Annotated in this window: 21 protein-coding genes; 10 read left to right on the plus strand and 11 right to left on the minus strand. The window is 69.8% G+C overall.

The window, feature by feature from the left end; translation table 11 throughout:
• Positions 1 to 49: 49 nt before the first annotated feature.
• From E5671_RS21370 to mscL, 4 genes are all read left to right on the plus strand, one after another.
• A complete protein-coding gene (locus E5671_RS21370) occupies positions 50 to 406 on the plus strand; it encodes an FmdB family zinc ribbon protein (RefSeq protein WP_160505564.1) in 357 nt (118 codons plus the stop codon).
• A gap of 93 nt (positions 407 to 499) precedes the next feature.
• Entirely contained in the window at positions 500 to 1351 is an 852-nt protein-coding gene (locus E5671_RS21375) for an S-methyl-5'-thioadenosine phosphorylase (protein WP_160505565.1), read from the plus strand.
• Positions 1352 to 1584: 233 nt separating this feature from the next.
• Positions 1585 to 2073, plus strand: a complete 489-nt coding sequence (locus E5671_RS21380; protein ID WP_443032670.1) for a hypothetical protein — start codon at positions 1585 to 1587, stop codon at positions 2071 to 2073.
• A 138-nt stretch (positions 2074 to 2211) separates the two neighbouring features.
• Positions 2212 to 2700, plus strand: coding sequence for a large conductance mechanosensitive channel protein MscL (gene mscL / locus E5671_RS21385; RefSeq protein WP_336605810.1), 489 nt, complete (start codon positions 2212 to 2214; stop codon positions 2698 to 2700).
• Between the two features lie 7 nt (positions 2701 to 2707).
• On the opposite strand, the gene E5671_RS21390 is transcribed toward mscL, so the two are convergent.
• The 4 genes from E5671_RS21390 to E5671_RS21405 form a co-directional block, all read right to left on the minus strand.
• Entirely contained in the window at positions 2708 to 2935 is a 228-nt protein-coding gene (locus tag E5671_RS21390) for a hypothetical protein (protein ID WP_160505567.1), read from the minus strand.
• Between the two features lie 37 nt (positions 2936 to 2972).
• On the minus strand, positions 2973 to 3755 hold the full coding sequence (gene pflA, locus E5671_RS21395) for a pyruvate formate-lyase-activating protein (RefSeq protein ID WP_160505568.1): 783 nt from the start codon (positions 3753 to 3755) through the stop codon (positions 2973 to 2975).
• 24 nt (positions 3756 to 3779) lie between these two features.
• Positions 3780 to 6050: a formate C-acetyltransferase gene (pflB, locus tag E5671_RS21400; protein ID WP_160505569.1), complete on the minus strand. Its 2271-nt coding sequence runs from the start codon at positions 6048 to 6050 to the stop codon at positions 3780 to 3782.
• A gap of 213 nt (positions 6051 to 6263) precedes the next feature.
• Complete coding sequence (locus tag E5671_RS21405; RefSeq protein ID WP_160505570.1) at positions 6264 to 7697, minus strand: NarK family nitrate/nitrite MFS transporter; 1434 nt, start codon at positions 7695 to 7697, stop codon at positions 6264 to 6266.
• A gap of 175 nt (positions 7698 to 7872) precedes the next feature.
• On the opposite strand from E5671_RS21405, the gene E5671_RS21410 reads away from it, so the two are divergent.
• From E5671_RS21410 to E5671_RS21425, 4 genes are all read left to right on the plus strand, one after another.
• On the plus strand, positions 7873 to 9078 hold the full coding sequence (locus tag E5671_RS21410; protein ID WP_160505571.1) for a low temperature requirement protein A: 1206 nt from the start codon (positions 7873 to 7875) through the stop codon (positions 9076 to 9078).
• Positions 9079 to 9144: 66 nt separating this feature from the next.
• Positions 9145 to 10185 carry a P1 family peptidase gene (locus E5671_RS21415; protein ID WP_160505572.1) on the plus strand — a complete coding sequence of 347 codons (1041 nt, stop codon included), beginning with the start codon at positions 9145 to 9147 and terminating at the stop codon, positions 10183 to 10185.
• Positions 10186 to 10394: 209 nt separating this feature from the next.
• On the plus strand, positions 10395 to 11624 hold the full coding sequence (locus tag E5671_RS21420; protein WP_202121205.1) for a L,D-transpeptidase family protein: 1230 nt from the start codon (positions 10395 to 10397) through the stop codon (positions 11622 to 11624).
• 203 nt (positions 11625 to 11827) lie between these two features.
• Positions 11828 to 12619, plus strand: a complete 792-nt coding sequence (locus tag E5671_RS21425; RefSeq protein WP_160505574.1) for a DUF6227 family protein — start codon at positions 11828 to 11830, stop codon at positions 12617 to 12619.
• A 44-nt stretch (positions 12620 to 12663) separates the two neighbouring features.
• Here E5671_RS21425 and E5671_RS21430 read toward each other — a convergent pair whose 3' ends face one another.
• From E5671_RS21430 to E5671_RS21450, 5 genes are all read right to left on the minus strand, one after another.
• Positions 12664 to 12918 carry a hypothetical protein gene (locus E5671_RS21430; protein ID WP_160505575.1) on the minus strand — a complete coding sequence of 85 codons (255 nt, stop codon included), beginning with the start codon at positions 12916 to 12918 and terminating at the stop codon, positions 12664 to 12666.
• A 115-nt stretch (positions 12919 to 13033) separates the two neighbouring features.
• The gene (locus tag E5671_RS21435; RefSeq protein WP_160505576.1) at positions 13034 to 15028 is read right to left on the minus strand and encodes a PTS fructose transporter subunit IIABC; all 1995 of its coding nucleotides are present in this window, start codon (positions 15026 to 15028) and stop codon (positions 13034 to 13036) included.
• A gap of 79 nt (positions 15029 to 15107) precedes the next feature.
• Entirely contained in the window at positions 15108 to 16055 is a 948-nt protein-coding gene (pfkB, locus tag E5671_RS21440; protein WP_160505577.1) for a 1-phosphofructokinase, read from the minus strand.
• Positions 16056 to 16125: 70 nt separating this feature from the next.
• Positions 16126 to 16887, minus strand: a complete 762-nt coding sequence (locus E5671_RS21445) for a DeoR/GlpR family DNA-binding transcription regulator (RefSeq protein ID WP_160505578.1) — start codon at positions 16885 to 16887, stop codon at positions 16126 to 16128.
• Between the two features lie 376 nt (positions 16888 to 17263).
• Complete coding sequence (locus tag E5671_RS21450) at positions 17264 to 17962, minus strand: TetR/AcrR family transcriptional regulator (protein WP_160505579.1); 699 nt, start codon at positions 17960 to 17962, stop codon at positions 17264 to 17266.
• 130 nt (positions 17963 to 18092) lie between these two features.
• Between E5671_RS21450 and E5671_RS21455 the strand changes: the two genes are divergently transcribed.
• Positions 18093 to 19343, plus strand: coding sequence for an extracellular solute-binding protein (locus E5671_RS21455; RefSeq protein WP_336605811.1), 1251 nt, complete (start codon positions 18093 to 18095; stop codon positions 19341 to 19343).
• 34 nt (positions 19344 to 19377) lie between these two features.
• Here the strand turns inward: E5671_RS21455 and E5671_RS21460 are convergent, their stop codons facing one another.
• Complete coding sequence (locus tag E5671_RS21460; RefSeq protein WP_160505581.1) at positions 19378 to 20934, minus strand: MFS transporter; 1557 nt, start codon at positions 20932 to 20934, stop codon at positions 19378 to 19380.
• A 62-nt stretch (positions 20935 to 20996) separates the two neighbouring features.
• Here E5671_RS21460 and E5671_RS21465 point away from each other — a divergent pair, with 62 nt between their 5' ends.
• Positions 20997 to 22013 (plus strand): helix-turn-helix transcriptional regulator, encoded by a 1017-nt coding sequence (locus tag E5671_RS21465; RefSeq protein WP_160505582.1) that lies wholly within the window; start codon positions 20997 to 20999, stop codon positions 22011 to 22013.
• 231 nt (positions 22014 to 22244) lie between these two features.
• Here E5671_RS21465 and E5671_RS21470 read toward each other — a convergent pair whose 3' ends face one another.
• Positions 22245 to 23252, minus strand: coding sequence for a sigma-70 family RNA polymerase sigma factor (locus E5671_RS21470; RefSeq protein WP_160505583.1), 1008 nt, complete (start codon positions 23250 to 23252; stop codon positions 22245 to 22247).
• Between the last annotated feature and the right edge of the window lie 117 nt (positions 23253 to 23369).

The raw sequence follows: 23369 nt of genomic DNA on the forward strand, positions 1-23369 counted from the left end.
TATGGACCGTCGTTAGCACTCAACGAGTGAGAGTGCCAGGAGGAAGCAAGTGCCGACGTACCAGTACCAGTGCACCGAATGCGGCGAGGGCCTCGAGGCGGTGCAGAAGTTCACCGATGACGCCTTGACCGTGTGCCCCGGCTGCGACGGACGCCTCAAGAAGGTGTTCTCGGCCGTCGGCATCGTCTTCAAGGGCTCCGGCTTCTACCGCAACGACAGCCGCGGCTCGTCGTCGAGCAGCACGCCGTCGACGGCGAACGCGTCGAAGTCCTCGGACGCCAAGTCGTCGGACTCCAAGTCCTCCGCGGGCGCTTCGTCGTCCTCGTCGTCGGACTCGAAGTCGGCCAGCTCCTCCTCCGGGTCGTCGGCCGGCTCGTCCAGCTCTTCGAGCTCGTCGGCCGCCTAGGACGCACCGCCCCGCACACGCTTTCTTCCAGGTCCCCGCTGTCCTCCGACAGCGGGGTCTTCGGCGTTCCCGGGCCCGGCTACTGTGCTCGGCATGGCGAACACGGCGAACGCGACGCGGGCCGAGATCGGTGTCATCGGCGGCTCCGGCTTCTACTCCTTCCTCGACAACGTGACCGAGCTCCAGGTCGACACCCCCTACGGAGCGCCGAGCGACTCCCTCTTCGTCGGTGACATCGCCGGGCGACGGGTCGCGTTCCTGCCCCGGCACGGCCGCGGACACCATCTGCCACCGCATCGCATCAACTACCGCGCCAACCTGTGGGCGTTGCGCTCCGTGGGCGTACGGCAGGTGCTCGGGCCGTGTGCGGTGGGCGGACTACGGCCCGAGTTCGGGCCCGGGACGCTGCTGGTGCCCGATCAGCTCGTGGACCGCACGAAGGCGCGTACGCAGACGTACTTCGACGGGCTTCCGCTGCCGGACGGCAGCATTCCGAACGTCGTGCACGTGTCGCTCGCGGACCCGTACTGCCCCGCCGGGCGCGGCGCCGCGCTGAAGGCGGCCCGCGGGCGGGAGTGGGAGCCGGTGGACGGCGGGACGCTCGTGGTGATCGAGGGGCCGCGGTTCTCGACCCGTGCCGAATCGCTCTGGCATGCGGCGCAGGGCTGGTCGGTGGTGGGCATGACCGGCCATCCCGAGGCCGTGCTCGCCCGTGAACTGGAGCTCTGCTACACGTCGTTGACGCTGGTCACGGACCTGGACGCGGGTGCGGAGAGCGGCGAGGGCGTCTCACACGAGGAGGTGCTCCAGGTGTTCGCGGCGAATGTGGACCGGCTGCGGACGGTGCTGTTCGACGCGGTGGCGGGGCTGCCGGCGGAGGGTGAGCGGGACTGTCTGTGTGCGGGGGCGCTTGGCGGGATGGATCCGGGGATTCGGCTGCCGTGAGGTGGGGCGGGGCCGGGGTCGAGAGGGGGCCGGGAGGGGCGGAACTTTCCCTTCGGGTGAGGGAGTTGTCCACAACTCGGGAGTAGTGCACGGGGCCCAGCGGGATTCGGCGCGGGCCTGCATCGTGAGAGCGGAAGGCAAGATCCGCAGCTCTCTCGACTCCGCAGGTGGTGGCCGCCGTGGCGCATGTTCCCTCAGACATCTCCTCCCCTTCTCCTCCCCCGCCGTGCCCCGTGCCGCACTTCTCCCCCGTACTGGTACGCGGCGGGCGGCACCGCCTGCGAAGGCTGCTGCGGCACAGACGGCGGGCCATGGCCGCGGGGCTCGCGGTGACCGCGGCCGCGCTGGTGGCCGCGGGGCCGCGGGATGCCGAACGGGTGCGGCCGCAGGGGCATCCGGCGGCCGCTGCCGCACCCTCGCGGGAATCTGAGCGGGAGCGTCGGACCGCCACACACGTGACGGCGCCGGTGCGGATCGCGGACGCGGAAACCGTGCGCCTGCTGCACCGGGGCGACCGGGTCGATGTGGTCGCCTCCGACGGCTCCGCGTCGCGGGTGGTGGCGGCCGGGGCCAGGGTGACCGAGGTGCCCGAGCCTCAGGAGGACACGGCCGAAAGCGCAGCCGAGGCAGGGGCGTTGGTCGTGCTCTCCGTGCCGAGAGCGACGGCGGCGCGGCTCGCCGGAGCCGGTGCGAGCATGCGTCTGGCGGTGACGCTGTGCTGATTCACAATGTGTGCGACTGCACTGACTTCCTGTCAAGTCGCTCATTCGAGCTACCCAATTGGACAGTCCTACCAGGCCCTGACGTAGTTTGCGAAGCTGTCTGTTTCACGAACTGCATTTGCAACGAAAGGCCTCGTGGTGAGCGAGAAGAACGACCCGAGTCTCTGGGAGGGCTTCAAGGCCTTCCTGATGCGCGGCAATGTCGTCGACCTGGCGGTCGCGGTGGTCATCGGAGCCGCGTTCACGAACATCGTGAACTCCGTGGTGAAGGGTGTCATCAACCCGCTGGTCGGTGCCTTCGGTACGAAGGATCTCGATCACTACAGCTCGTGCCTGAAAGCCCCGTGCCAGATGAACGACGCGGGGGAGGTCACCAGCGGCATCCCGATCATGTGGGGCACGGTCCTCAGCGCGACCCTCAGCTTCGTGATCACCGCGGCCGTCGTCTACTTCCTGATGGTGCTGCCCATGGCCAAGTATCTGGCGAGGCAGGCCGCGCGGAAGGCCGCGAAGGAGGGCACGCAGGAGGTCATCGAGATCTCGGAGCTGGAGGTCCTCAAGGAGATCCGCGACGCCCTGGTTGCTCAGCAGCGCGGCTCGGGGCACGACGAGCACGACGAGCGGTAGAGCGGGCTCAGAAGTGGTGGGGCGGCTTCTCGTCGAGGAAGCGCGCCAGGTCGGCGGCGCTGTCGCCGCCGACCGGAGGCCGCTCACCCCACCCGCGGTCCGTGTCGTCCGAAGACTGCTGCGACAGGGGGTCGTCGAAAACCAGGGCGCTCTTCGGCTTCTTCGGCGCCTCGGAGCCCTTCGGGGTCTCCGATTCCTTCGGATCGCGCGGTTCGGGGGCGGGGGCGGTGCTCATGTATCCAGGGTACGTCCGTGGGGCGCCGCTGCGGCGGTCAGACAGCCGTGAGCCCCTGAGCTGCGAAGATCTCCTTGGCGGCGGCCACCTGTCCGGGGGTGGGCGAGGTGGTGTCGCGCAGGGTGAAGTCCTTGCCGATGGCGTCCCACTTCGCCTCGCCCAGCTTGTGGAAGGGCAGCACGTCGACGCGCGAGACGTTGCCGAGCGAGGCGGCGAAGCGGGCGACGCCCTCGACGTTCTCCGGGTCGTCGGTGAGGCCGGGGACGAGGACGAAGCGCACCCAGACGTCCTTGCCGAGGCCTGCGAGGCGGCGGGCGAAGTCGAGGGTGGGCCGCAGCGGACGCCCGGTGACCTTCTTGTACGTCTCGCGGTCCCAGGACTTGATGTCGAGGAGCACGAGGTCGACATCACGGAGCAGGGCCTCGGTGGCGCGCACGCCGAGGAAGCCGGAGGTGTCGAGGGCGGTGTGCAGACCCAGCTCGTGCTTCAGGCGGTGCAGCAGTTCGCCGGTGAAGACGGGCTGCAGGAGAGGTTCGCCGCCGCTGACGGTGGCTCCGCCGCCTGCCGCCGAGATGAACTTGGTGTACTTGGCGGCCTCCGCGATCACGTCGTCGGCGGTGGTCCGCTTGCCGTCCCGTATCCGCCAGGTGTCGGGGTTGTGGCAGTACAGACAGGTCAGCGGGCACCCCGAGAGGAACGTGACGAAGCGGGTGCCGGGGCCGTCGACGCCGGTGGACAGGTCCCAGGAGTGGAGGGATCCGGTGACGGGGCGCCGGGTGACCGCGGCCGCCGGGGTCACCGTGTCGAGCAGGACAGCCATGGCAGAACTCCCGAACTGGTGGGCTCAGAGGGAGCCGTGGAAGGTGCGGTTGATGACGTCGAGCTGCTGGTCGCGGGTCAGGCGGATGAAGTTGACCGCGTAGCCGGAGACCCGGATGGTCAGCTGCGGGTAGTTCTCCGGGTGCTCCATGGCCTCCTGAAGGGTCGCCTTGTCGAGCACGTTGACGTTCATGTGGAAGCCGTCGCTGGCCATGAAGCCGTCGAGGACTCCGGAGAGGTTCTGGATCCTCTCGCCGGGGGTGCGGCCCAGGGCGTCCGGCGTGATCGTGTTGGTGAGCGAGATGCCGTCCTCGGCGTCGTCGTAGTCGAGCTTGGCGACCGACAGCGCGGAGGCGATGTAGCCGTGCTCGTCACGGCCGTTCATCGGGTTGGCGCCGGGGGCGAACGGCTCGCCCGCGCGGCGGCCGTCGGGGGTGTTGCCGGTCTTCTTGCCGTAGACGACGTTCGAGGTGATCGTCAGGACGGACTGGGTGTGCACCGCGTTCCGGTAGGTCGGGTGCTGCCGGATCTTGCCCATGAAGTCCGAGACGATGCGCTGGGCGATGTGGTCGGCACGGTCGTCGTTGTTGCCGTAGGCGGGGTAGTCGCCCTCGATCTCGTAGTCGACGGCGAGGCCCGTCTCGTCGCGGATGACCTTGACCTTGGCGTGCTTGATGGCGGAGAGCGAGTCGGCGGCCACGGACAGGCCCGCGATGCCGCACGCCATCGTGCGCAGGATCTCCTGGTCGTGCAGCGCCATCTCCAGGCGCTCGTAGGCGTACTTGTCGTGCATGTAGTGGATGACGTTCAGCGCGTGGACGTACGTCTTGCCGAGCCAGCCGAGCATCGCGTCGTAGCGCTCGACGACGGTGCCGTAGTCCAGGTAGTCGCCCTCGATGGGCTCGAAGCCCTCGACGACGCGCTTACCGGTCTTCTCGTCGCGGCCGCCGTTGATCGCGTAGAGCAGGGCCTTGGCGACGTTGACGCGGGCTCCGAAGAACTGCATCTGCTTGCCGACGGCCATCGCCGACACACAGCAGGCGATCGCGGTGTCGTCGCCGTACTTGGGTCGCATCAGGTCGTCGGACTCGAACTGGATGGCCGAGGTGTCGATGGCGACCTTGGCGGCGAAGTCCTTGAAGCCCTTGGGCAGTTCGCGTGCCCAGAAGACCGTCAGGTTCGGCTCGGGGGCGGGGCCCAGGTTGTAGAGGGTCTGCAGGGCGCGGAACGTGGTGCGGGAGACCAGCGGGCGACCGTCCTCGCCGATGCCGGCCATCGACCAGGTGACCCAGGTCGGGTCGCCGGAGAAGCCTTCGTTGTACTCCGGGGTGCGCAGGAAGCGGACGATGCGGAGCTTGGTGACGAAGTCGTCGATGAACTCCTGGGCCTCGGCCTCGGTGATGCGGCCGGACTCGATGTCGCGCTGGAGGTAGATGTCGAGGAAGTTGTCGATGCGGCCGATCGACATGGCCGCGCCGTTCTGCTCCTTCACGGCGGCCAGGTAGGCGAAGTACAGCCACTGGACGGCCTCGCGGCCGGTGGTGGCGGGGCCCGAGATGTCGTAGCCGTACGACATCGCCATGGCTTTCAGCTCGCCCAGGGCCTTGATCTGCTCGGAGGTCTCCTCGCGGGCGCGGATGACCTCCTCGGTGGCCCACTCCTCGCCCAGCTGGGCCTTGTCGGCCTCCTTCGCGGCGATGAGGCGGTCGACTCCGTAGAGCGCGACGCGGCGGTAGTCGCCGATGATGCGGCCTCGGCCGTAGGCGTCGGGCAGGCCGGTGATGATGCCGGAGGAGCGGCAGGCGCGGATCTCGGGCGTGTAGGCGTCGAAGACACCTTCGTTGTGGGTCTTGCGGAGGTGCGTGTAGACCTCCTTGACCTGGGGGTCGGCCTCGTAGCCGTAGGCGTTGAGTGCGCTTTCGACCATCCGCCAGCCGCCGGCCGGCATGATGGCGCGCTTGAGCGGGGCGTCTGTCTGGAGGCCGACGATCAGGTCCGCGTGGTCGGCGGCGGTTCCGTCGACGTAGCCGGGGCCGAAGGCGTCGATGCGGGACGGGGTCTTCACGTCGACGTCGTGGATGCCGCGCTCGTTCTCCGCGGGGAACATCGACAGGAGCCTCTGCCAGGCCTGGGTGGTGCGTTCGGTCGGCCCTGCCAAAAAGGAGTCGTCGCCCTCGTACGGGGTGTAGTTCTGCTGCACGAAGTCGCGGACGTCGATGGCGTCCCGCCACAGGCCGCCCTTGAAGCCGTCCCATGCCTCGCCGTGCACTGTTGCTTCCGCAGGAGTGGCAGTCATGGCCCGCACCTTTCGTGTCGCTTCGTCGCTATGCCTCCATTCCACTCCGGTTTGATCGATCAGGAGGCCCGCAATGGTCCTGGATCGAGGGCTGAAAGTCCCTCTTCTTCGCGGCGATGGCCACACACAAGCGCCGGGACCGGAAAAGGAGGGTGGACCGAGTGCTCCCACACTCGGCCCACCCGGACCACACCGCTCACGCCGCCCGAGGCGTCAGCTCGGGGATTCCGCGCCCTTGCGGGCGTAGAACCACCAGCAGACCGCGATACAGCTGGCGTAGAAGGCCACGAAGCCCCACATCGCGCTGGTGACCGCGAAGTTGGCGAACATCGCCGGGATGAAGAAGAAGCCGTAGGCCGCGATAGCGGAGGTGAAGCCGGTGACAGCGCCCGCTTCCATCTCGGACTGCTTCAGCGCCTTCGTGTAGGCGGGGGTGCCCTCCGTCAGGCCCTTCAGGTGCTGGGAGCGGAAGATCACCGGGATCTGGCGGAACGTCGAGCCGTTGCCGATGCCCGAGAAGAAGAACGCGCACAGGAAGCAGATGAAGAAGCCCCAGAAGTTGCCGTTGTCGCCTCCGGAGGGGAGGAAGTTGATGACGCCGATGATCGAGAGCGCCATGCCGACGAACGAGATGATGGTGACCCTGGCGCCGCCGATCTTGTCGGCGATCCAGCCGCCTGCCCAGCGGGCGAGCGCGCCCACGGCCGGGCCCATCCACGCGTACGTGGCCGCGGAGTAGGCCGCGTCGATCGGCGTGAACGTGGTCTTGATGAGCATCGGCAGAGCTGCCGCGAAGCCGATGAAGGAACCGAACGTGCCGACGTAGAGCCAGGTCATCAGCCAGTTGTGCTTGCGCTTGAAGATGATCTTCTGCTGGCTGAAGGGGGTCGACGCGACCTTCAGGTCGTTCTGGCCGAACCACGCGACGGCGGCCAGGATCACCAGGACGGGCACCCACAGGAACGCGGCGTTCTGCAGCCACACGGGCGTGCCGTCCGCCTTGTGCTGGGCCGAGCCGACCGCGAGGACCGAGCTGGTGATGACGATCGGGGTGACCAGCTGGACGACGGAGACACCGAGGTTGCCGAGGCCGCCGTTGATGCCGGTGGCGTTGCCCTTGTCGCGCTTGGGGAAGAAGAAGCCGATGTTGGCCAGGGACGAGGCGAAGTTCGCGCCGCCGACACCGCAGAGGGCCGCGATGGCGATCATCACGCCGTACGAGGTGTTCGGGTCCTGCACCGCGATGCCGAGCCAGATCAGCGGGATGACCAGGACGACCGTGGAGTGCGCGGTGAAGCGGCGCTGGCCGATCATCGGGCCGAGGAAGGTGTAGAAGACGCGCGCCGTGCCGCCCGTGAGGCCGGGGACGGCCGTCAGCCAGAACAGCTGCGAGGTGGAGAAACCGAAGCCGACGTCCTTGAGGTTGGTCGCCGTGACCGACCACACCTGCCAGACGACGAACGCGACCAGGAGCGCGGGGACGGCGATCCACAGGTTGCGGGCGGCGACCTTCTTGCCGATGGACTTCCAGAAGAGCTCGTTCTCCGGCTCCCAGTCGGTGATGGTCTTGCCGGGGCGGTACTGCGCGGGGTCGTACGTACTGCTCGCTGGCGCGGTCCGCGTTTCTTGGGCGGCAGGCGATGTCATGTTGGTTCCCAGTTCGCTACGGGTCCCGACCTTGCTCCGGGGCCTGACATTTCCACGGTCCCGTGCGCGGCTCTTGGCGAGCAGAGTCGTAGGGCATCAGCCGTCCAGCCCAAAGACACGAAGGTCAGAGGGCCTTCGGACCCGGTTCGGCGCAAGCCTCTGCTGTGCTGGCCGCATGACGTCCACACCGGCCCCCGGGCCGACACCAGCACCACCTCCCCCATCCGCCACTGTGCGGCCCCTTCGCGCACGCGGGCGCGAGGAAGCTCATCGGGCCGCGACTCCGCTGGAGCTCTTCTTCGACCTCTGTTTCGTCGTGGCGGTCGCGCAGGCCGGGGTGGAGCTCGTGCACGCCGTGGCCGAGGCGCACCCGGGCGAGGGCGTGCTCAATTACGCGATGGTGTTCTTCGCGCTGTTCTGGGCGTGGGTCAACTTCTCGTGGTTCGCGTCGGCGTACGACAACGACGACGTCCTCTACCGCGTCGTCACGCTCGTACAGATCGCCGGTGTGCTCGTGTTCGCCGCGGGGGTCTCCAAGGGGTTCCAGGAGCACGACTTCCTGCTGATCTGGCTCGGGTACCTGATCATGCGGGTCGCGCTCACCACCCAGTGGCTGCGTGTCGCCAAGTCGGCCACGGGCGCCGAGCGCACCACGGCTCTGCGGTACGCGGGCGGAGTGCTGCTCTGTCAGGTCGGCTGGTCGGGACTGCTGTTCCTGCCCGAGGGCGCACGCCCCTGGCTGTTCCTCGTGATGGCCATCGCGGAGATGTGCGTGCCCGTGTTCGCGGAGCGCGTCTACACCACGGCCTGGCATCCGCACCACATCTCGGAGCGGTACGGCCTGTTCACGATCATCGTGCTCGGCGAGACGATCGCGGCGGCGACCATCGCCGTGAAGTCCGGCATCGAGGAGAACGACGCGCTCGGCGAACTTCTGCCCATCGCGGCGGGCGGCCTCCTGATGGTCTTCGCCGCGTGGTGGATCTACTTCGTCGTCCCCATCCACGGCCGCCTGCGCAGCAACCGCCAGGCGTTCCTGTGGGGATACGGGCACTACGTCATCCTCGGCGCGGCCGCCGCGATCGGCGCCGGGCTGGAGGTCGCCGTCGAGGAGGCCGTCGGCAAGGCGCACATCTCGACGCTCGCCGCGTCCGCGGCCGTGACCGTGCCGATGGCGTTGTATCTCCTCACCGTCTGGCTGCTGCACTCCCGTTACTACAAGGTGGGCCTCGCGCAGCAACTCGTGCTGCCCGCCAGTGCGTTGGCGACCCTGGCGAGTACGTTCGCCGGGCGCTGGGCCGTCCTGGTCGCGGGGCTCGTGGCGACGGCCACCGTCGCGACCGGCGTGACGCTCACCAGCCGGATGGGACGCCGCGCATGACACTTACCAGCCGGATGGGCGCCGGGCGACAGCCGCGCAACTCCCCCTCGTGATACGCAAGTCGGCATGACCTCCCACTCCCTCACCGACGTATCGGGCCTCCGCGTAGGCCACACGACCCTCACCCACGAAGGCCACCTCACCGGCACCACCGTCGTGCTCGCCCCGGCGGGCGGCGCCGTCGCGGCCGTGGATGTGCGCGGCGGCGGCCCCGGCACCCGTGAGACCGACGCCCTCGACCCCCGCAATCTGGTGCAGCGCGTCGAGGCCGTCGTGCTGACCGGCGGCAGCGCGTACGGCCTGGACTCCGCGACCGGCGTGATGGCGTGGCTGGAGGAGCAGGGCCGCGGCGTGCGGGTCGGCCCCGATCCCTCCCACGTCGTTCCCGTGGTCCCGGCAGCCTGCGTCTTCGACCTGGGCCGCGGCGGCGACTTCACGGCACGCCCCGACGCCTCGACGGGGCGTGCCGCGGTGGAGGCCGCCGCGGGCAGCGAGCCGTTCACCCCCGTCGAGGAGGGGAACGTGGGCGCGGGCACCGGAGCCGTGGTCGGCAAGGTCAAGGGCGGTATCGGCAGCGCGAGCGTCAGGCTGGAGTCGGGCGTCACGGTCGCCGCCCTGGTCGTGGCGAACGCGGCGGGTTCGGGGGTCGATGCGCAGACGGGCGCCCTGTACGGGCGGTACTTCGAGGGACGGCGGGTGACCTACCCCGACCCCGAGGTACATGAGGAGGCCACGCGCCGCCTCGCCGAAGCCGCCGCCGCCGCCGGGAACGGGCCTCCCCCGCTGAACACCACCCTGGCCGTGGTCGCCACGGACGCCGAACTCACCAAGGCGCAGGCGCAGAAGCTCGCCGGCACATCGCACGACGGCATGGCACGCGCCGTGCGCCCCGTCCACCTCCTCAACGACGGGGACACCGTCTTCGCCCTCGCGACCGGTGAGCGCCCGCTGCCGGGGGCCGGGCAGAACCCTCTCGCCCTGAACGAGATCCTCGCGGCGGGCGCGGACATGGTGACGGCGGCGATCGTCCGGGCGCTCCTGGCCGCGGAGTCCGTCCAGACGCCGGGCGGCAGCTTCCCCTCGTACCGCGATCTCTACAACAAATAGCTCCCCAACAACGAATAGCCCCTAAAGGAACCCCTAAGGGAATTCCCAGAAAGAACAGCTACAAATAGCCCCAGGACACAGCCCGTTGGGCCGCCGACGGGCCATGTCCATGTGCCCGCCCTCACATCAAGCGGACGGAACCTTTCCGCCTGCAGGCCGCTCTTAACCCTTACTGGACCAGAACACGCACTTCGCACAAAAACACAACGATGGAGCAGCCCGTGACAACGTCGCACATAGCCAAGCCCCGGCGGCGCACCCTCCTGCCGGCCACCGCGCTCGCCGCCGTGGGTGCGCTCTCCCTCACGGCCTGCGGCGGCGACGCGAACGGCGACAGCGACGGCAAGGACGGCAAGACCAAGACCCAGGGCGCCGACATCACCATCTCGGCGAAGGACGGCTCCACCGGCGCCTCCATCAACGCCACCGGCGTCAAGGTCGAGGGCGGCAAGCTGACCGAGGTGAAGATGACCCTGGTCTCCACCGGGGCGGCGGTCGACGGCACGCTCTCCGCCGACGGCACCAACTGGAAGCCCAAGGCCCAGCTGGAGCGCGGCATGAAGTACAAGATCGAGGCCAACGCCAAGGACGGCAAGGGCAAGGAAGCCACCGAGAACTCGATCTTCACCACCGTCTCGAAGGCCAACAGCTTCATCGGCAGTTACACCCCCGACGGCGGCACGAAGGTCGGCGTCGGCATGCCGGTCTCCTTCAACTTCGACAAGGCGATCACCGAGAAGCAGTCCGTCCAGTCGCACATCAAGGTCACCTCCGACAGCGGCCAGAAGGTCGTGGGCCACTGGTTCGGCAACCAGCGCCTCGACTTCAGGCCCGAGGAGTACTGGAAGGCCGGCTCCAAGGTCACGATGAAGATCGACCTGGAGGGCGTGAAGGGCGCGGACGGCGCCACCGGCGTACAGAACAAGACGGTCACCTTCACCGTCGGCCGCGCGCAGGTCTCCACGGTCGACGTGAACGCCAAGAAGATGACGGTCGAGCGCGACGGCAAGGTCATCAAGACCATCCCGATCTCCGCGGGCAGCCCGGAGAACCCCACGTACAACGGGAAAATGGTGATCTCCGAGAAGTTCACGCAGACCCGTATGAACGGCGACACGGTCGGCTTCGGCGGTGAGTACGACATCAAGGACGTCCCGCACGCGATGCGCCTGTCGTCCTCCGGCACCTTCATCCACGGCAACTACTGGGGCTCGCCCTCGATCTTCGGCAGCGCCAACACCAGCCACGGCTGCGTCGGCCTTCAGGACGCGCAGGGCGCGGGCGACTCCAGCACGCCGGGCGCGTGGTTCTACGACAACTCCCTCATCGGGGACATCGTGACGGTCAAGGGCTCCCCGGACGAGACCATCGCCCCGGACAACGGCCTCAACGGCTGGAACATGTCCTGGAGCGAGTGGACGGCGGGCAGCGCGGGCTGATCTACCGGCAGCGCGGGCTGATCCCAGCCGCCCTTCCCGACCCTCCTGACCCTCTCACCAGGCCACTCACCAGGCCCAACACCGCGAGCCGCACGGGAACTTGCCGTGCGGCTCGTACGTTTTCCGGTTCCCGGGCATGATGTCCGACCCAGGGGCTACGGTATGCACTCACAAGGTGACATGCAGCAACGCCGGGAGAGACCTTGAGCGTTCCGTACGAGTACGAGACGGCGTGCGAGCCACAGTCCGCCGAGCAGAAGTCTTCGCACTCTCCGCAGGAGCATCTCGAGCGGCTTCTTCGCCGCGCCATGAACTCCTTCGACCTGCCGGACGAGACGATAGGGCGCCTGGACTCGGCTCTGGCGTACGACAGTTCGCTGCACTCCGCGCACCACAGCGCGGGCCTGCACCGCGAGACCTACCGGCACACGTGGCTGCTCGCCGACGCCGGTGCGCTCACCCTCTGGGAGCTCGTGCACAACACCGGCCCCGGCAGCCACCCCCAGTACGAGCTGTACGCGGACGAGGAGGAGGCCGGCGTCGCCACCTCGCGCCTGCCGCTCCCACCCGACACCCCTGCCGGCGTCTGCGAGCAGCCCGTCGTGCTCCAGCTCCCGGTCACCCACGAGCCCCGCCATACGTACGTCCCGGACGACTCCGCGGATCACGGCCGCCGGCTGCTGCGCCGCGCGGAGAACTCGGTGAGCGAGGGCCGTCCCGGCGAGGACCTGGAGCGGTTACTGCGCTCGGCGTTCGCGCACCAGATCACCCAGGCCTTCGGCCGCCCCTGCCTGGCGGGCGAGGCGCGCCTCTGCTTCTCGCTCTACGAGCACGCGTTCCTGCTCTTCGACGGCAGCGAGCTCAGCCTCTGGGAGGTCGAGCACACGGTCACACCCGACAAGCGGCACCGCTGCGAGGTGTACGTCACCGAGGAAGCGGCCCGCGCGGCGATGGAGCAGCGCGCGAGGAGCATTCCGCAGCAGCGTACGAAGTAGGTGGCGTACGAAGTAGGTACAGAGCCGGCGATGGCCGCGCCGCCTCAGCGGCGGCCGTCGCCGAACTGTCGCACGAGGCCCGCGAAGGCGGCCCGCTCGTCCGCCGTCAGCTCGACCGTCTCCGTGCGCGGCGGGCCCGCCTGCGCGGGCAGCGCGCGCAGCGCCTGGGACCGGCGCCAGACGTCCACGTCGACCTGATCACGCCGCATCACCCGCACCAGGCCCACGGCCCAGGCGACGGTCGCCGCGGCCAGGACGGCCACGCCTGCCTGCTGGAGGATCGAGACATTCTGGAACATGCCGCACAGTAGACAACACGACCCAGGCCTTACGACAGGGGGGTTGTGGGACTTACGTCCTGAAGTGACGCATGTCGCACAACCCCCCTCATAGGGGCCGAACCCCCGGCCGGACTCAGACGGCCGCCGGCACCCGCTTCTCCGTCACGGCTTCCCCGTCCGTGGCGCCGCGCTCCGAAGGGGCCGTCTTCCGGGCGCCCTTGAGCAGGATGACCGCCAGGGTGGACACACCGACACCGGCGACGATCGCGACCAGGTAAAGCAGCGGCTGCCCGATGAGCGGCACCACGAAGATGCCGCCGTGCGGGGCCCGCAGCGTGCAGCCGAAGGCCATCGACAGAGCGCCGGTGACCGCGCCGCCCGCCATCGACGCGGGAATCACCCGCAGCGGGTCGGCCGCGGCGAACGGGATCGCGCCCTCCGTGATGAAGGAGGCGCCCAGGAACCAGGCCGCCTTGCCGTTCTCCCGCTCCGTCTTGGTGAAGAGGCGGCCGCGGATCGTGGTGGCGAGGGCCATGGCGAGCGGCGGGACCATGCCGGCCGCCATCACCGCGGCCATGACCTTGAGGCTGCCCTCGGTCGGGTTGGCGATGCCGCCGACGGCGAAGGCGTACGCGACCTTGTTCAGCGGGCCACCGAGGTCGAAGCACATCATCAGGCCGAGGATGACGCCGAGAATGATGGCGTTGGCGCCGGACAGGCCCTCGAGCCAGTCGGTGAGCGCGCTCTGCAGCTCCGCGATGGGCTTTCCGATGACGAGGAACATCAGGAAGCCGACGATCGCGGACGAGATCAGCGGGATCACGACCACGGGCATGATGCCGCGCAGCACAGCCGGGATCTTCACGCGCTGGATGCCCATGACGACCGCACCCGCGATCAGACCCGCCGCGAGACCGCCCAGGAAGCCCGCGTTGATCGTGACGGCGACGGAGCCGCCGACGAATCCGGGGACGAGTCCTGGCCGGTCGGCCATCCCGTACGCGATGTAGCCCGCGAGGACCGGCACCAGGAAGGCGAAGGCGAGCCCGCCGATCTGGAAGAGGAGCGCGGCCCAGCTGGTGGTGTCCGTCCACACGAAGTGCTCGGCGACGGACGGGGCCTTGTCGATCTTCCAGCCGCCGATGGCGAAGCCGAGTGCGATGAGGAGGCCGCCGGCGGCGACGAAGGGGACCATGTAACTGACGCCGGACATCAGCCACTTGCGCAGCTTGGTGCCGTAGCCGTCACCGCTCTCGCCCGCGTCGTCCACCGGGCTCGCCTTGGCCCCCGAGGTGATCTCACGGCGGGCCGCCTTCGCCCGGACCTCCGCGATGAGTTCCGCGGGGCGGTTGATTCCCGCCTTGACGCCCACGTCGACCGTGGGCTTCCCGGCGAAGCGGTCCTTGTCCCGTACGGGGACGTCGTGGGCGAAGATGACCGCGTCCGCGGAGGCTATGACCGCCGGGTCGAGGCGGGTGAAGCCTGCTGACCCCTGGGTCTCGACCGTGAGCTCTACGTCTGCCTCGCGGGCCGCGTTTTCGAGGGACTCCGCGGCCATGTACGTGTGCGCGATGCCCGTGGGGCAGGACGTTACGGCGACTATGCGGAACGGCTCCGCCGGGGTGGGGTCGTTTTCCGGCTGCTGGTCGGTGGGGGTTTCTGACTTCTCCCCGCCCGCCCGTCCGTTGCCCCGGATCAAGTCCGCTGCCGTTTCCGCGTCCGTGGCACCCCGCAGCGCGCTCGTGAACTCCTCGTCCATCAACTGCCGTGCCAGCGAGGACAGGATCGTCAGGTGGGCGTCATCCGCACCGGCCGGAGCGGCGATCAGGAAGATCAGGTCGGCGGGCCCGTCCGGCGCCCCGAAGTCGATGCCGTCGGCCGAGCGGCCGAAGGCCAGGGTCGGCTCGGTGACGTGGGCGCTGCGGCAGTGCGGGATGCCGATGCCGCCGTCGAGGCCGGTCGGCATCTGCGCCTCGCGGGCCGCCACGTCGGCGAGGAACCCGTCCAGATCGGTCACCCGGCCCAGGGCCACCATGCGCTCGGCGAGGGCACGGGCCGCCGATTCCTTGGTTCCGGCGGACCGGTCGATTTCGAGGTCGACCAGTTCCGCGGTGATCATCTCGCTCATCGCGGGCTCCTTCGCACGCGTATCGCCCGGAGGGCGGGGGTGGGGACGGGGGCGTGGGGATGTGGGTGGGTGTGGGAACTCATGGGGCGGGCTCCGTCAGTACGCGGTCCAGGGGGGCCTCCGACGTGACGGTGACCGCGTCGGGCGCGAGGTCCGAGGGGGTCGGCATCGCGCTGCCGGGGAGCTGGACCGCTGCCGCGCCGTGCGCCACGGCCGAGGCGAGGGCGGTGGCGCCGGTGCCGCCCGCGATGAGGAAACCGGCCAGGGAGGAGTCACCGGCGCCGACGTTGCTGCGTACGGCGTCGACCGGTGCGCTGGCGAAGTACGTGCCCGAGTCGTCCACCAGGAGCTGGCCGTCCGCGCCGAGGCTGGCGAGCACGGCCCGCGCGCCCAACTGCCGCAGTTCTTCGGCGGCCTTGACCGCGTCGCCGACCGTCGCCAGGGGGCGGCCCACCGCTTCGGCGAGCTCCTCGGCGTTCGGCTTGACGACGTCGGGGCGTTCGGCGAGGGCGGCGAGCAGGGCCGGGCCCGAGGTGTCGAGGGCGATGCGGGCGCCGGCGGCGTGCGCGCGGGCCACCAGGTCGGCGTACCAGGAAGGGGCGAGCCCCCGGGGCAGGCTGCCGCAGCAGGCGATCCAGTCGGCGCCGGTGGAACGCTCGCGCACGGCAGAGAGCAACAACTCGGCCTCCGCCTGCGTCAGTTCGGGTCCGGTCGCGTTGATTTTGGTGAGGGTGCCGTCCGGTTCGGCCACGGCGATGTTGGAGCGGGTCTGGCCCGCGACCCACACCGGGGCGACCTTGATGCCCTGCTCGTCGAGGAGCTCGGCGACGAGCGCGCCGGGGGCGCCGCCGAGCGGCAGGACGGCGAGCGTCGCCGCGCCCGCAGCCGCGACCGCCCTCGATACGTTGACGCCCTTGCCGCCCGGGTCCATCCGGTCACCGGTGGCCCGGATGACCTCGCCGCGGTCCAGCGAGGGGACCTCGTAGGTGCGGTCGAGGGAGGGGTTGGGGGTGACGGTGAGGATCATGCGCGTACGTACCGTTTCGTTGCCGAGCTGTGTGTTGCCGCGTCCGCGTGCGTGTCCGTGCCGGTTTCGCTCATGCCCGGATCACCTCCGTGCCGCCGCTCTCGATCGCCGCGGCGTCCTCGGGGCTGAGTCCGGTGTCGGTGATCAGCAGGTCCACGTCGTCGAGGCCGCCGAAGCGGGCGAAGTGCTCCTGGCCGTGCTTGGTGGAGTCGGCGAGGAGCACCACGCGGCGGGCCGCGCCGATGGCCGCGCGCTTGACAGCGGCTTCGGCGAGGTCGGGGGTGGTGAGCCCGGCTTGAGCGGAGAAGCCGTTCGCCGCGACGAAGAGGACGTCGGCGCGGATCTCTCCGTACGCCCGCAGCGCCCACGCGTCGACGGCGGCGCGCGTACGGCTGCGGACGCGGCCCCCGATGAGGTGGAGCTGGATGCCGGGGTGGTCGGCGAGGCGGGCGGCGGTGGGGAGGCCGTGGGTGACGACGGTGAAGGTCGATTCCAGCGGGAGGGATGCGGCGAGGCGTGCGACGGTCGACCCGGCGTCGAGGATGACGCTTCCTTCCGCCGGGAGTTCGGCGAGGGCGGCGCGTGCGATGCGGTCCTTCTCGTCGGCGGACGTGCCTTCCCGCTCCGCGAGGTCGGGCTCGAAGTCGAGGCGTCCGGCCGGTATGGCACCGCCGTGCACGCGGCGTACGAGGCCTGCCCGGTCGAGGGCCTTCAGGTCGCGCCGGATGGTCTCGGCGGTGACCTTGAACTCCTCGGCCAGCGACAGGACGTCTACGCGGCCGCCGTCGCGTGCGAGCCGCAGGATCTCCTGCTGCCGCTCCGGTGCGTACATGTCCGTCAGCCTCCGAGTAATGCCCGAACCTGTTGTTTCCCTCGCAGAGTACGGGCTGCGTTGCCCCGAAGTAAACAGGCTCGGGCCTGACCCGGGCACAAACGGACTTCCGCCCCTGCCCTGCCGGGCCCAAGGACCTCCCGATTGCCCCGCGGCTTCCCCTGAACGAACAAGCTTTCCCGCCCACCCGCCCGATTGCCCCGCAGCGATCAGCGAATAGCCGCACACGGCAGCCCACGCGAGGGGGCGTGCCGGTATGTCTGCCCGGAGCACGGTTCGCGGCGCTCCGGTGCCGAAGTGACCCGGCAGCCACCGGACGATAGCGAGGACGGACATACCGGCGCGGCCCCGCACCCACAGCCGCACCCGCCCCGCCCTACGGCCAGCGGAAGCCCTCCAAGGCTTCGATGCAGCGGGTCGCCAATGCCGCGGGGCCGCCCGTGCCCCCGGCCGGGGCGTCGCCGGTGGCCCACGTCTCCACCGCCACCCGCACCGCCGCGCTCGCCACACCCGCCACCAGCCGCAGCTCCAGCGAGGGCGCCCCCGCCTCGCGGCGGCCCTCCCGTTCCGCCAGGACGGCGAGCAGCGTCCGCTCCGAGGCGTGGCAGGCGTCCGACCACACTGCCCGCAGAGCCGCACTCTCCCCCGTCATCCGCAGCAGCGCCCGCACCCACTCCAGCGCCTCCGCGTCAGCGTCAGCGTCAGGGACCAGCGCCCTGCCCGCCGCATGCCGCAGCGCGTCCCGCACCGAGAGCCCCGCGGGCGCGCCCCGCACCGCCTCGGCCCACTGCTGCGCGCCCGCGGTGAACAGCGGCGCCACGGCCTCCTCCTTCGTCGCGAAGTAGCGGTAGAAGGTGCGCGGCGCGACGCCCGCAGCGCGGGCGATGTCCTCCGCGCGCGTGGCCCGCAGCCCGTTCTCGACGAAGAGCGCGGCCGCGGTACGGGCGATGTCCAGGCGTGTCTCCGCCTTGCGGCGCTCGGTGAGCGAGCCGAGGGAGCCGAGAGATCCGCAGGAACCGTGCGAATCGGGTGAGCCGTGCGAATCGGGCGCGTCTTTTCGTGAACTTGCGGGCATGCGCTGCAGGTTACGGGCAGCCGGCTGCGCAGGCCGCGCCGCCCACATAAGGCACTCCATGCCTCTATGGCAGAATCTGCCACCAGCGAGCCCAGTCAGATCAAGCGCGTTCGAGAAGGTGGCAAGCCCGGTGCGTCGTCGACAGTTCCTGACCAACTCCGCCGGCCTCGGCGTAGGCCTGAGCACCCTCGGCGCCTGCTCGGCCGGCGGCAGCGACACCACCACCCTCAAGGTCCTCGTCGCCAGCTACGACAAAAGCGTCGGCTCCTCCATCGGCGACCAGTGGGGCGGCCTCGTCACCGCCTTCGAGAAGGCGCACCCCACCGTCAAGATCGCCCTGGAACGCGTCCCCTTCGACAAGCTGGACCGGACACTCGCCCGCCGGGTGAAGGACGGCAACGCCCCCGACATCGCCCAGTCGAACGTCTTCGCCCCCTACGCGGAGGACGACCAGCTCTACGGCGCCTCCGAGCTCTTCGACATCCGCACGGAGGCCGACTTCACCCGCTCGTACGCCGAGGCGGGGTCGGTCAAGCACATCCAGTACGGCATCCCCTTCCTCGCCAGCACCCCGCGCCTCTTCTACAACAAGGCCCTCTTCGAGCAGGCCCGCATCACCGGCGCCCCCACCTCCTGGGACGAGCTGCGATCGGCGGCCCAGGCACTGAAGGGGATCGGCGTGAAGACGCCGTACGGGCTGCAGTTGGGCCCCGAGGCCGCCGAGGACGAGACCCTGTCCTGGCTGCTCTCGGACGAAGGCGGTTACGCGGGCCTGGCGGGCTACGACTTCCACACCGCGAACAACGTCCGGACGCTGACCTGGCTGCGGGACGAACTCGTGGCCAAGGGGCTCGCGGGCGCGGACCCGGCGGGGCTCAACAGGACGGCCGCGTACGAGCAGTTCATGCGCGGACACATCGGGATGCTGATCGCGCACCCGGTGCTCATGGGCGCCGCCGACAAGGTCAAGTTCCCTTACGCGCATGCCGCGTTCCCGACCCGGCAGGGCGGGGCCGCGGCGCCGGTGGGCCTGAGCGACTGGCTGATGGCGTTCAAGCAGAACGGCCACGGCGACGCGTGCGGCAGGTTCCTCAGCTATCTCTACGGCCACAAGTCGGCGAAGGCGTACGGCGGAGGCCAGGCCGCGCTCCCGGTGACCAGCTCCGCGTCGGCGGCGCTGCGCGCGGACGCGGCCCAGCGCCCGCTGTGGAGGTTCATCGACCAGATGCCGCAGGCGCAGTTCCAGCCGGTGAACCTGCGCTCGTGGCCGACGGTCCGTGCCGCCATCCGCAAGGAGATCGGGGCCGCCGTCACCAAGGGCGGCAACCCCGGTGCCGTACTCGAATCCCTGGACACGACGGCGGCCCAGGCGGAGCTCTAGGCTCCACCCGGGCCGCGCCCCGCCCCTCCCGCGCTCAGGAGGTCAACGCGGGCTCCCGCTCGGGGAGTTCGTCACCGGCGGCCTCGCCGGCCGCGTCCTCGCCGCCGTCCTCGCGGCCGCCCTCGACGTGCTGGCGCGGCTTGCTCGGCAGGGCGAACATCAGCAGGAAGATGACGACGAGCACGCCGACGACCCACCACAGCGAGTTCTGGAACGCGCCCACGATCTCCATGGGCACCTCGCTCCGCGCCGCCTTCTCGTCGATCACACCGAAGAACACCACGGAGACCAGGCCGAGTCCGAGCGCCGTACCCATCTGCTGCACGGTGTTGAGCAGCCCGGACGCGGACCCTGAGTGCTCACGCGGCACGTCGGACAGGATGGCGTCCGTGAGGGGCGCGACGATGAACCCCATCCCCGCACCCATCACCGCAAGCGGCAGCGCCATCTGCCAGGACGCGATGCCCGCGCCGTACCGGTCCGCCTCCCAGATGTAGAGCAGCACCCCGGTGGCCATGACGAGCGCGCCGCCCTGCAGCACCTTGCGTCCGAACCGCGGCACGAGCTTCTGCACGGACATACCCGCCGCCACCGAGACGGCGATCGAGAACGGCACCCCGGTCGTGCCCGCCCGCAGCGCGCTCCAGCCGAGGCCCTCCTGCATGTACAGCGTCCAGACCAGGAAGAAGATGCCCATCGAGACACCGAACACCGTCTGCACCGCGATGCCCGCTGCGAAGCTCTTCACCTTGAACAGGGACAGCTCCACGAGCGGCGAACCGTCCTTGGCCGCCTTCGCCTTCTCGTACGCGACGAGCGCGCCGAAGACGACGAATCCGCCCGCCATCATGGCGTAACCCCACAGCGGCCAGTCCAGCTCCTGCCCACGAGTGAGCGGGTAGAGCACCATCAGCAGGCCGAGCGTGACGAGGACGACGCCGACGAGGTCGAGCTTGAGTGCCTTCGGCGCCTTGGACTCGGTGATGAACTTGCTGCCCAGGATCAGACCCGCGATCCCGACGGGCAGATTGATGAGGAAGATCGGGCGCCATTCGAGCCCGAACAGGTTCCACTGGGTCAGCAGCGCGCCGAGCAGCGGCCCCGATACGGCGCCGAGCCCCACGATCATCCCGAAGAGCCCGAAGACCTTGCCGCGCTCGTGCGCGGGGAAGGTGGCGTGCACGATCGAAAGGACCTGCGGCACCATCATCGCGGCCATACCGCCCTGCAGGATCCGCGATGCGACCAGCATCTCCGGGTTGGCGGCGAAGCCGCAGAGCGCCGAGGCGAGCGTGAAGCCGCCGATGCCTATGAGGAACATCCGCTTGCGCCCATGGATGTCACCGAGCCGCCCGCCGGTGATGAGCCCGGCCGCGAACGCGAGCGCGTAGCCCGCGGTGATCCACTGGATCTGGCTGTACGAGGCGCCTGCGTCCTCCTGGATGGACGGGATCGCGATGTTGACGATGGTGACGTCGACGAGGTCCATGAAGGCCGCGGTCATCACGATGGCGAGGGCGAACCAGCGGCGCCGGTCGGCGGCGGCGGGGTCCGTTCCGGTCGGTGCTGGGGCGGGGTTGCTGAAAGTCATGAGAGGAGACTAGAAGCCATATAGGCCAGTACATGTCCTAGATGCGCGGCATGCTTGAAGACATGACATCGACTTCCGGTACGGCTTCGGATACGGCTTCGGAAAGAAGCGGCGGCGGTACGGACACTCCGGCTCGGCTGCTCCAGCTCCTCTCCCTCCTCCAGACTCCGCGCGAGTGGCCCGGCGGGGAGCTCTCGGAGCGGCTCGGCGTCAGCCGCCGGACGGTGCGGCGCGACATCGACCGGCTGCGGGATCTCGGCTATCCGGTGCAGGCGAGCCAGGGCGCGACCGGTGGCTACCGCCTGGTCGCGGGCAAGGCGATGCCGCCGCTCGTCCTTGACGACGAGGAGGCGGTGGCGATCGCGGTGGGGCTGCGGGCCGGGGCGGGCCATGCGGTGGAGGGCGTGGAGGAGGCGTCGGTCCGAGCCCTGGCGAAACTCGAACAGGTCCTCCCCTCGCGCCTGCGGCACCGTGTCCAGACCCTCCAGGTCGCCACCACCCCCCTGACCAGCGGGGACGGGGCGAGCATCGCGCCCGAGACGCTGACGGTGATGGCGTCTGCGGCGGCGGGCCAGGAACGCCTCCGCTTCGCCTACCGCTCCGGCGACGGGACGGAGTCCCGCCGCCTGACGGAGCCGCATCGTCTCGTGTCGACGGGGCGGCGCTGGTATCTGGTGGCGTACGACATCGACCGCGACGACTGGCGCACGTTCCGGGTGGACCGGGTGTCGTCCCCCTTCGCGACCGGAGCCCGCTTCGTCCCGCGGGAGCTGCCGACGGGGGACGCCGCGGAGTACATCCGCCGGTCGATGTGGCGGGGCCAGCCTTCGTACGAGATCGACGTGACGTTCGAGGCGTCGGCGGAGTCCATCGCGGCGAGGTTCCCGGCGGCTCTGGGCACGCCGGAGCCGCTGAGCGCCACTACGTGCCGGCTCCGCTCCTCGGTGACGGACTCCATCGAATGGCTGGCGGTCCGCCTGGCCACGGCGGGCTGCGACTTCGTGGCCCACGGCCCGCCGGAGCTGCTGGCTTCCCTCCGGGAACTGGGCTCCCGCTTGACGCGGGCGTCTGGGGCCTGACTTTCCCCGCGGGGCGCGGGGAGCGATCCTGTCCCGCGCCCCGCGCGGATCTTTCCCGCCCACCCACCCGATTACCCCGGAGTAATGGGTGGGAGACCTCCGCGCGAAGCGCGGGAACGAATCCCCACCCACAGCCGCAAGAAACCCACAACCACAGGACAGAGCAAAGAGCCCCAGTGCCGGGGGGGATGGCACCGGGGCTCAGCTACGGGCACCGCTCAGGCCGGCCGCCTAGGCCGCGGCGTCGAAGCCCGTATCCCGAGCCAGCTTCTTCAGCTCAAGAAGCGCATGCTTCTCGATCTGGCGGATCCGCTCCCGCGTAAGACCATGCTGCTTGCCGACCTCCGTCAGCGTCCGCTCGCGGCCGTCCTCGATGCCGTACCGCATCTTGATGATGGAGGCCGTGCGCTGGTCGAGGCGGCCGATCAAGTCGTCCAGTTCCTCGCTGCGCAGCAGGGTCAGGACGGACTGCTCGGGAGAGACCGCCGAGGTGTCCTCGAGGAGGTCACCGAATTGTGTGTCGCCGTTGTCATCCACGCCCATGTTCAGCGACACGGGGTCACGCGCCCAGTCCAGGACATCCGTCACACGCGCCGGAGTCGTGTCGAGCTCCGCGGCGACCTCCGCCGGCTCCGGGTCACGCCCGTGCTTGCGGTTGAACTCACGCATGACGCGGCGGATCCGGCCCAGCTCCTCCACCAGGTGGACGGGGAGGCGGATGGTGCGGGACTGGTCGGCTATGGAGCGCGTGATGGCCTGACGGATCCACCACGTGGCGTACGTGGAGAACTTGAAGCCCTTGGCGTAGTCGAACTTCTCGACCGCGCGGACCAGGCCCGCGTTCCCCTCCTGGATCAGGTCGAGGAGCGGCAGACCACTGCGGGGATAGCGGCGCGCGACCGCGACGACCAGACGCAGGTTCGACCGGATGAAGACGTCCTTCGCCCGCTCGCCGTCGGCGACGAGCGCCTCGAGCTCCTCGCGGGAGGCGGAAGCGCCGGGGACGGAGTCGTCGACGTCGCCGTCGAGTATCTTCCGGGCGTACACACCGGCCTCGATGATCTGGGACAGCTCGACTTCCTTGGCGGCGTCGAGCAGCGGCGTACGCGCGATCTCGTCGAGGTACATGCCGACCAGGTCGCGGTCGGCGATCTCCCCGCCTACGGCGCGAACACTGCGTGCCGCGTCGGTCTCGCCGGTGGAGGCGGACTTACGACGGGCGACGGCACGGGTTGCCATGCGTGCTCCCTTGCGTGTGGAGGTCCTGGTCGGCCCTTTTCACGGGCCTCTGTGGTGGAAACCACACCCTTGCGGGTGCCCTGCTTCCGATGGAAACAACGACTGGAATCCGGACAG

This window comes from Streptomyces sp. BA2 (assembly GCF_009769735.1).
Lineage (GTDB): Bacteria > Actinomycetota > Actinomycetes > Streptomycetales > Streptomycetaceae > Streptomyces.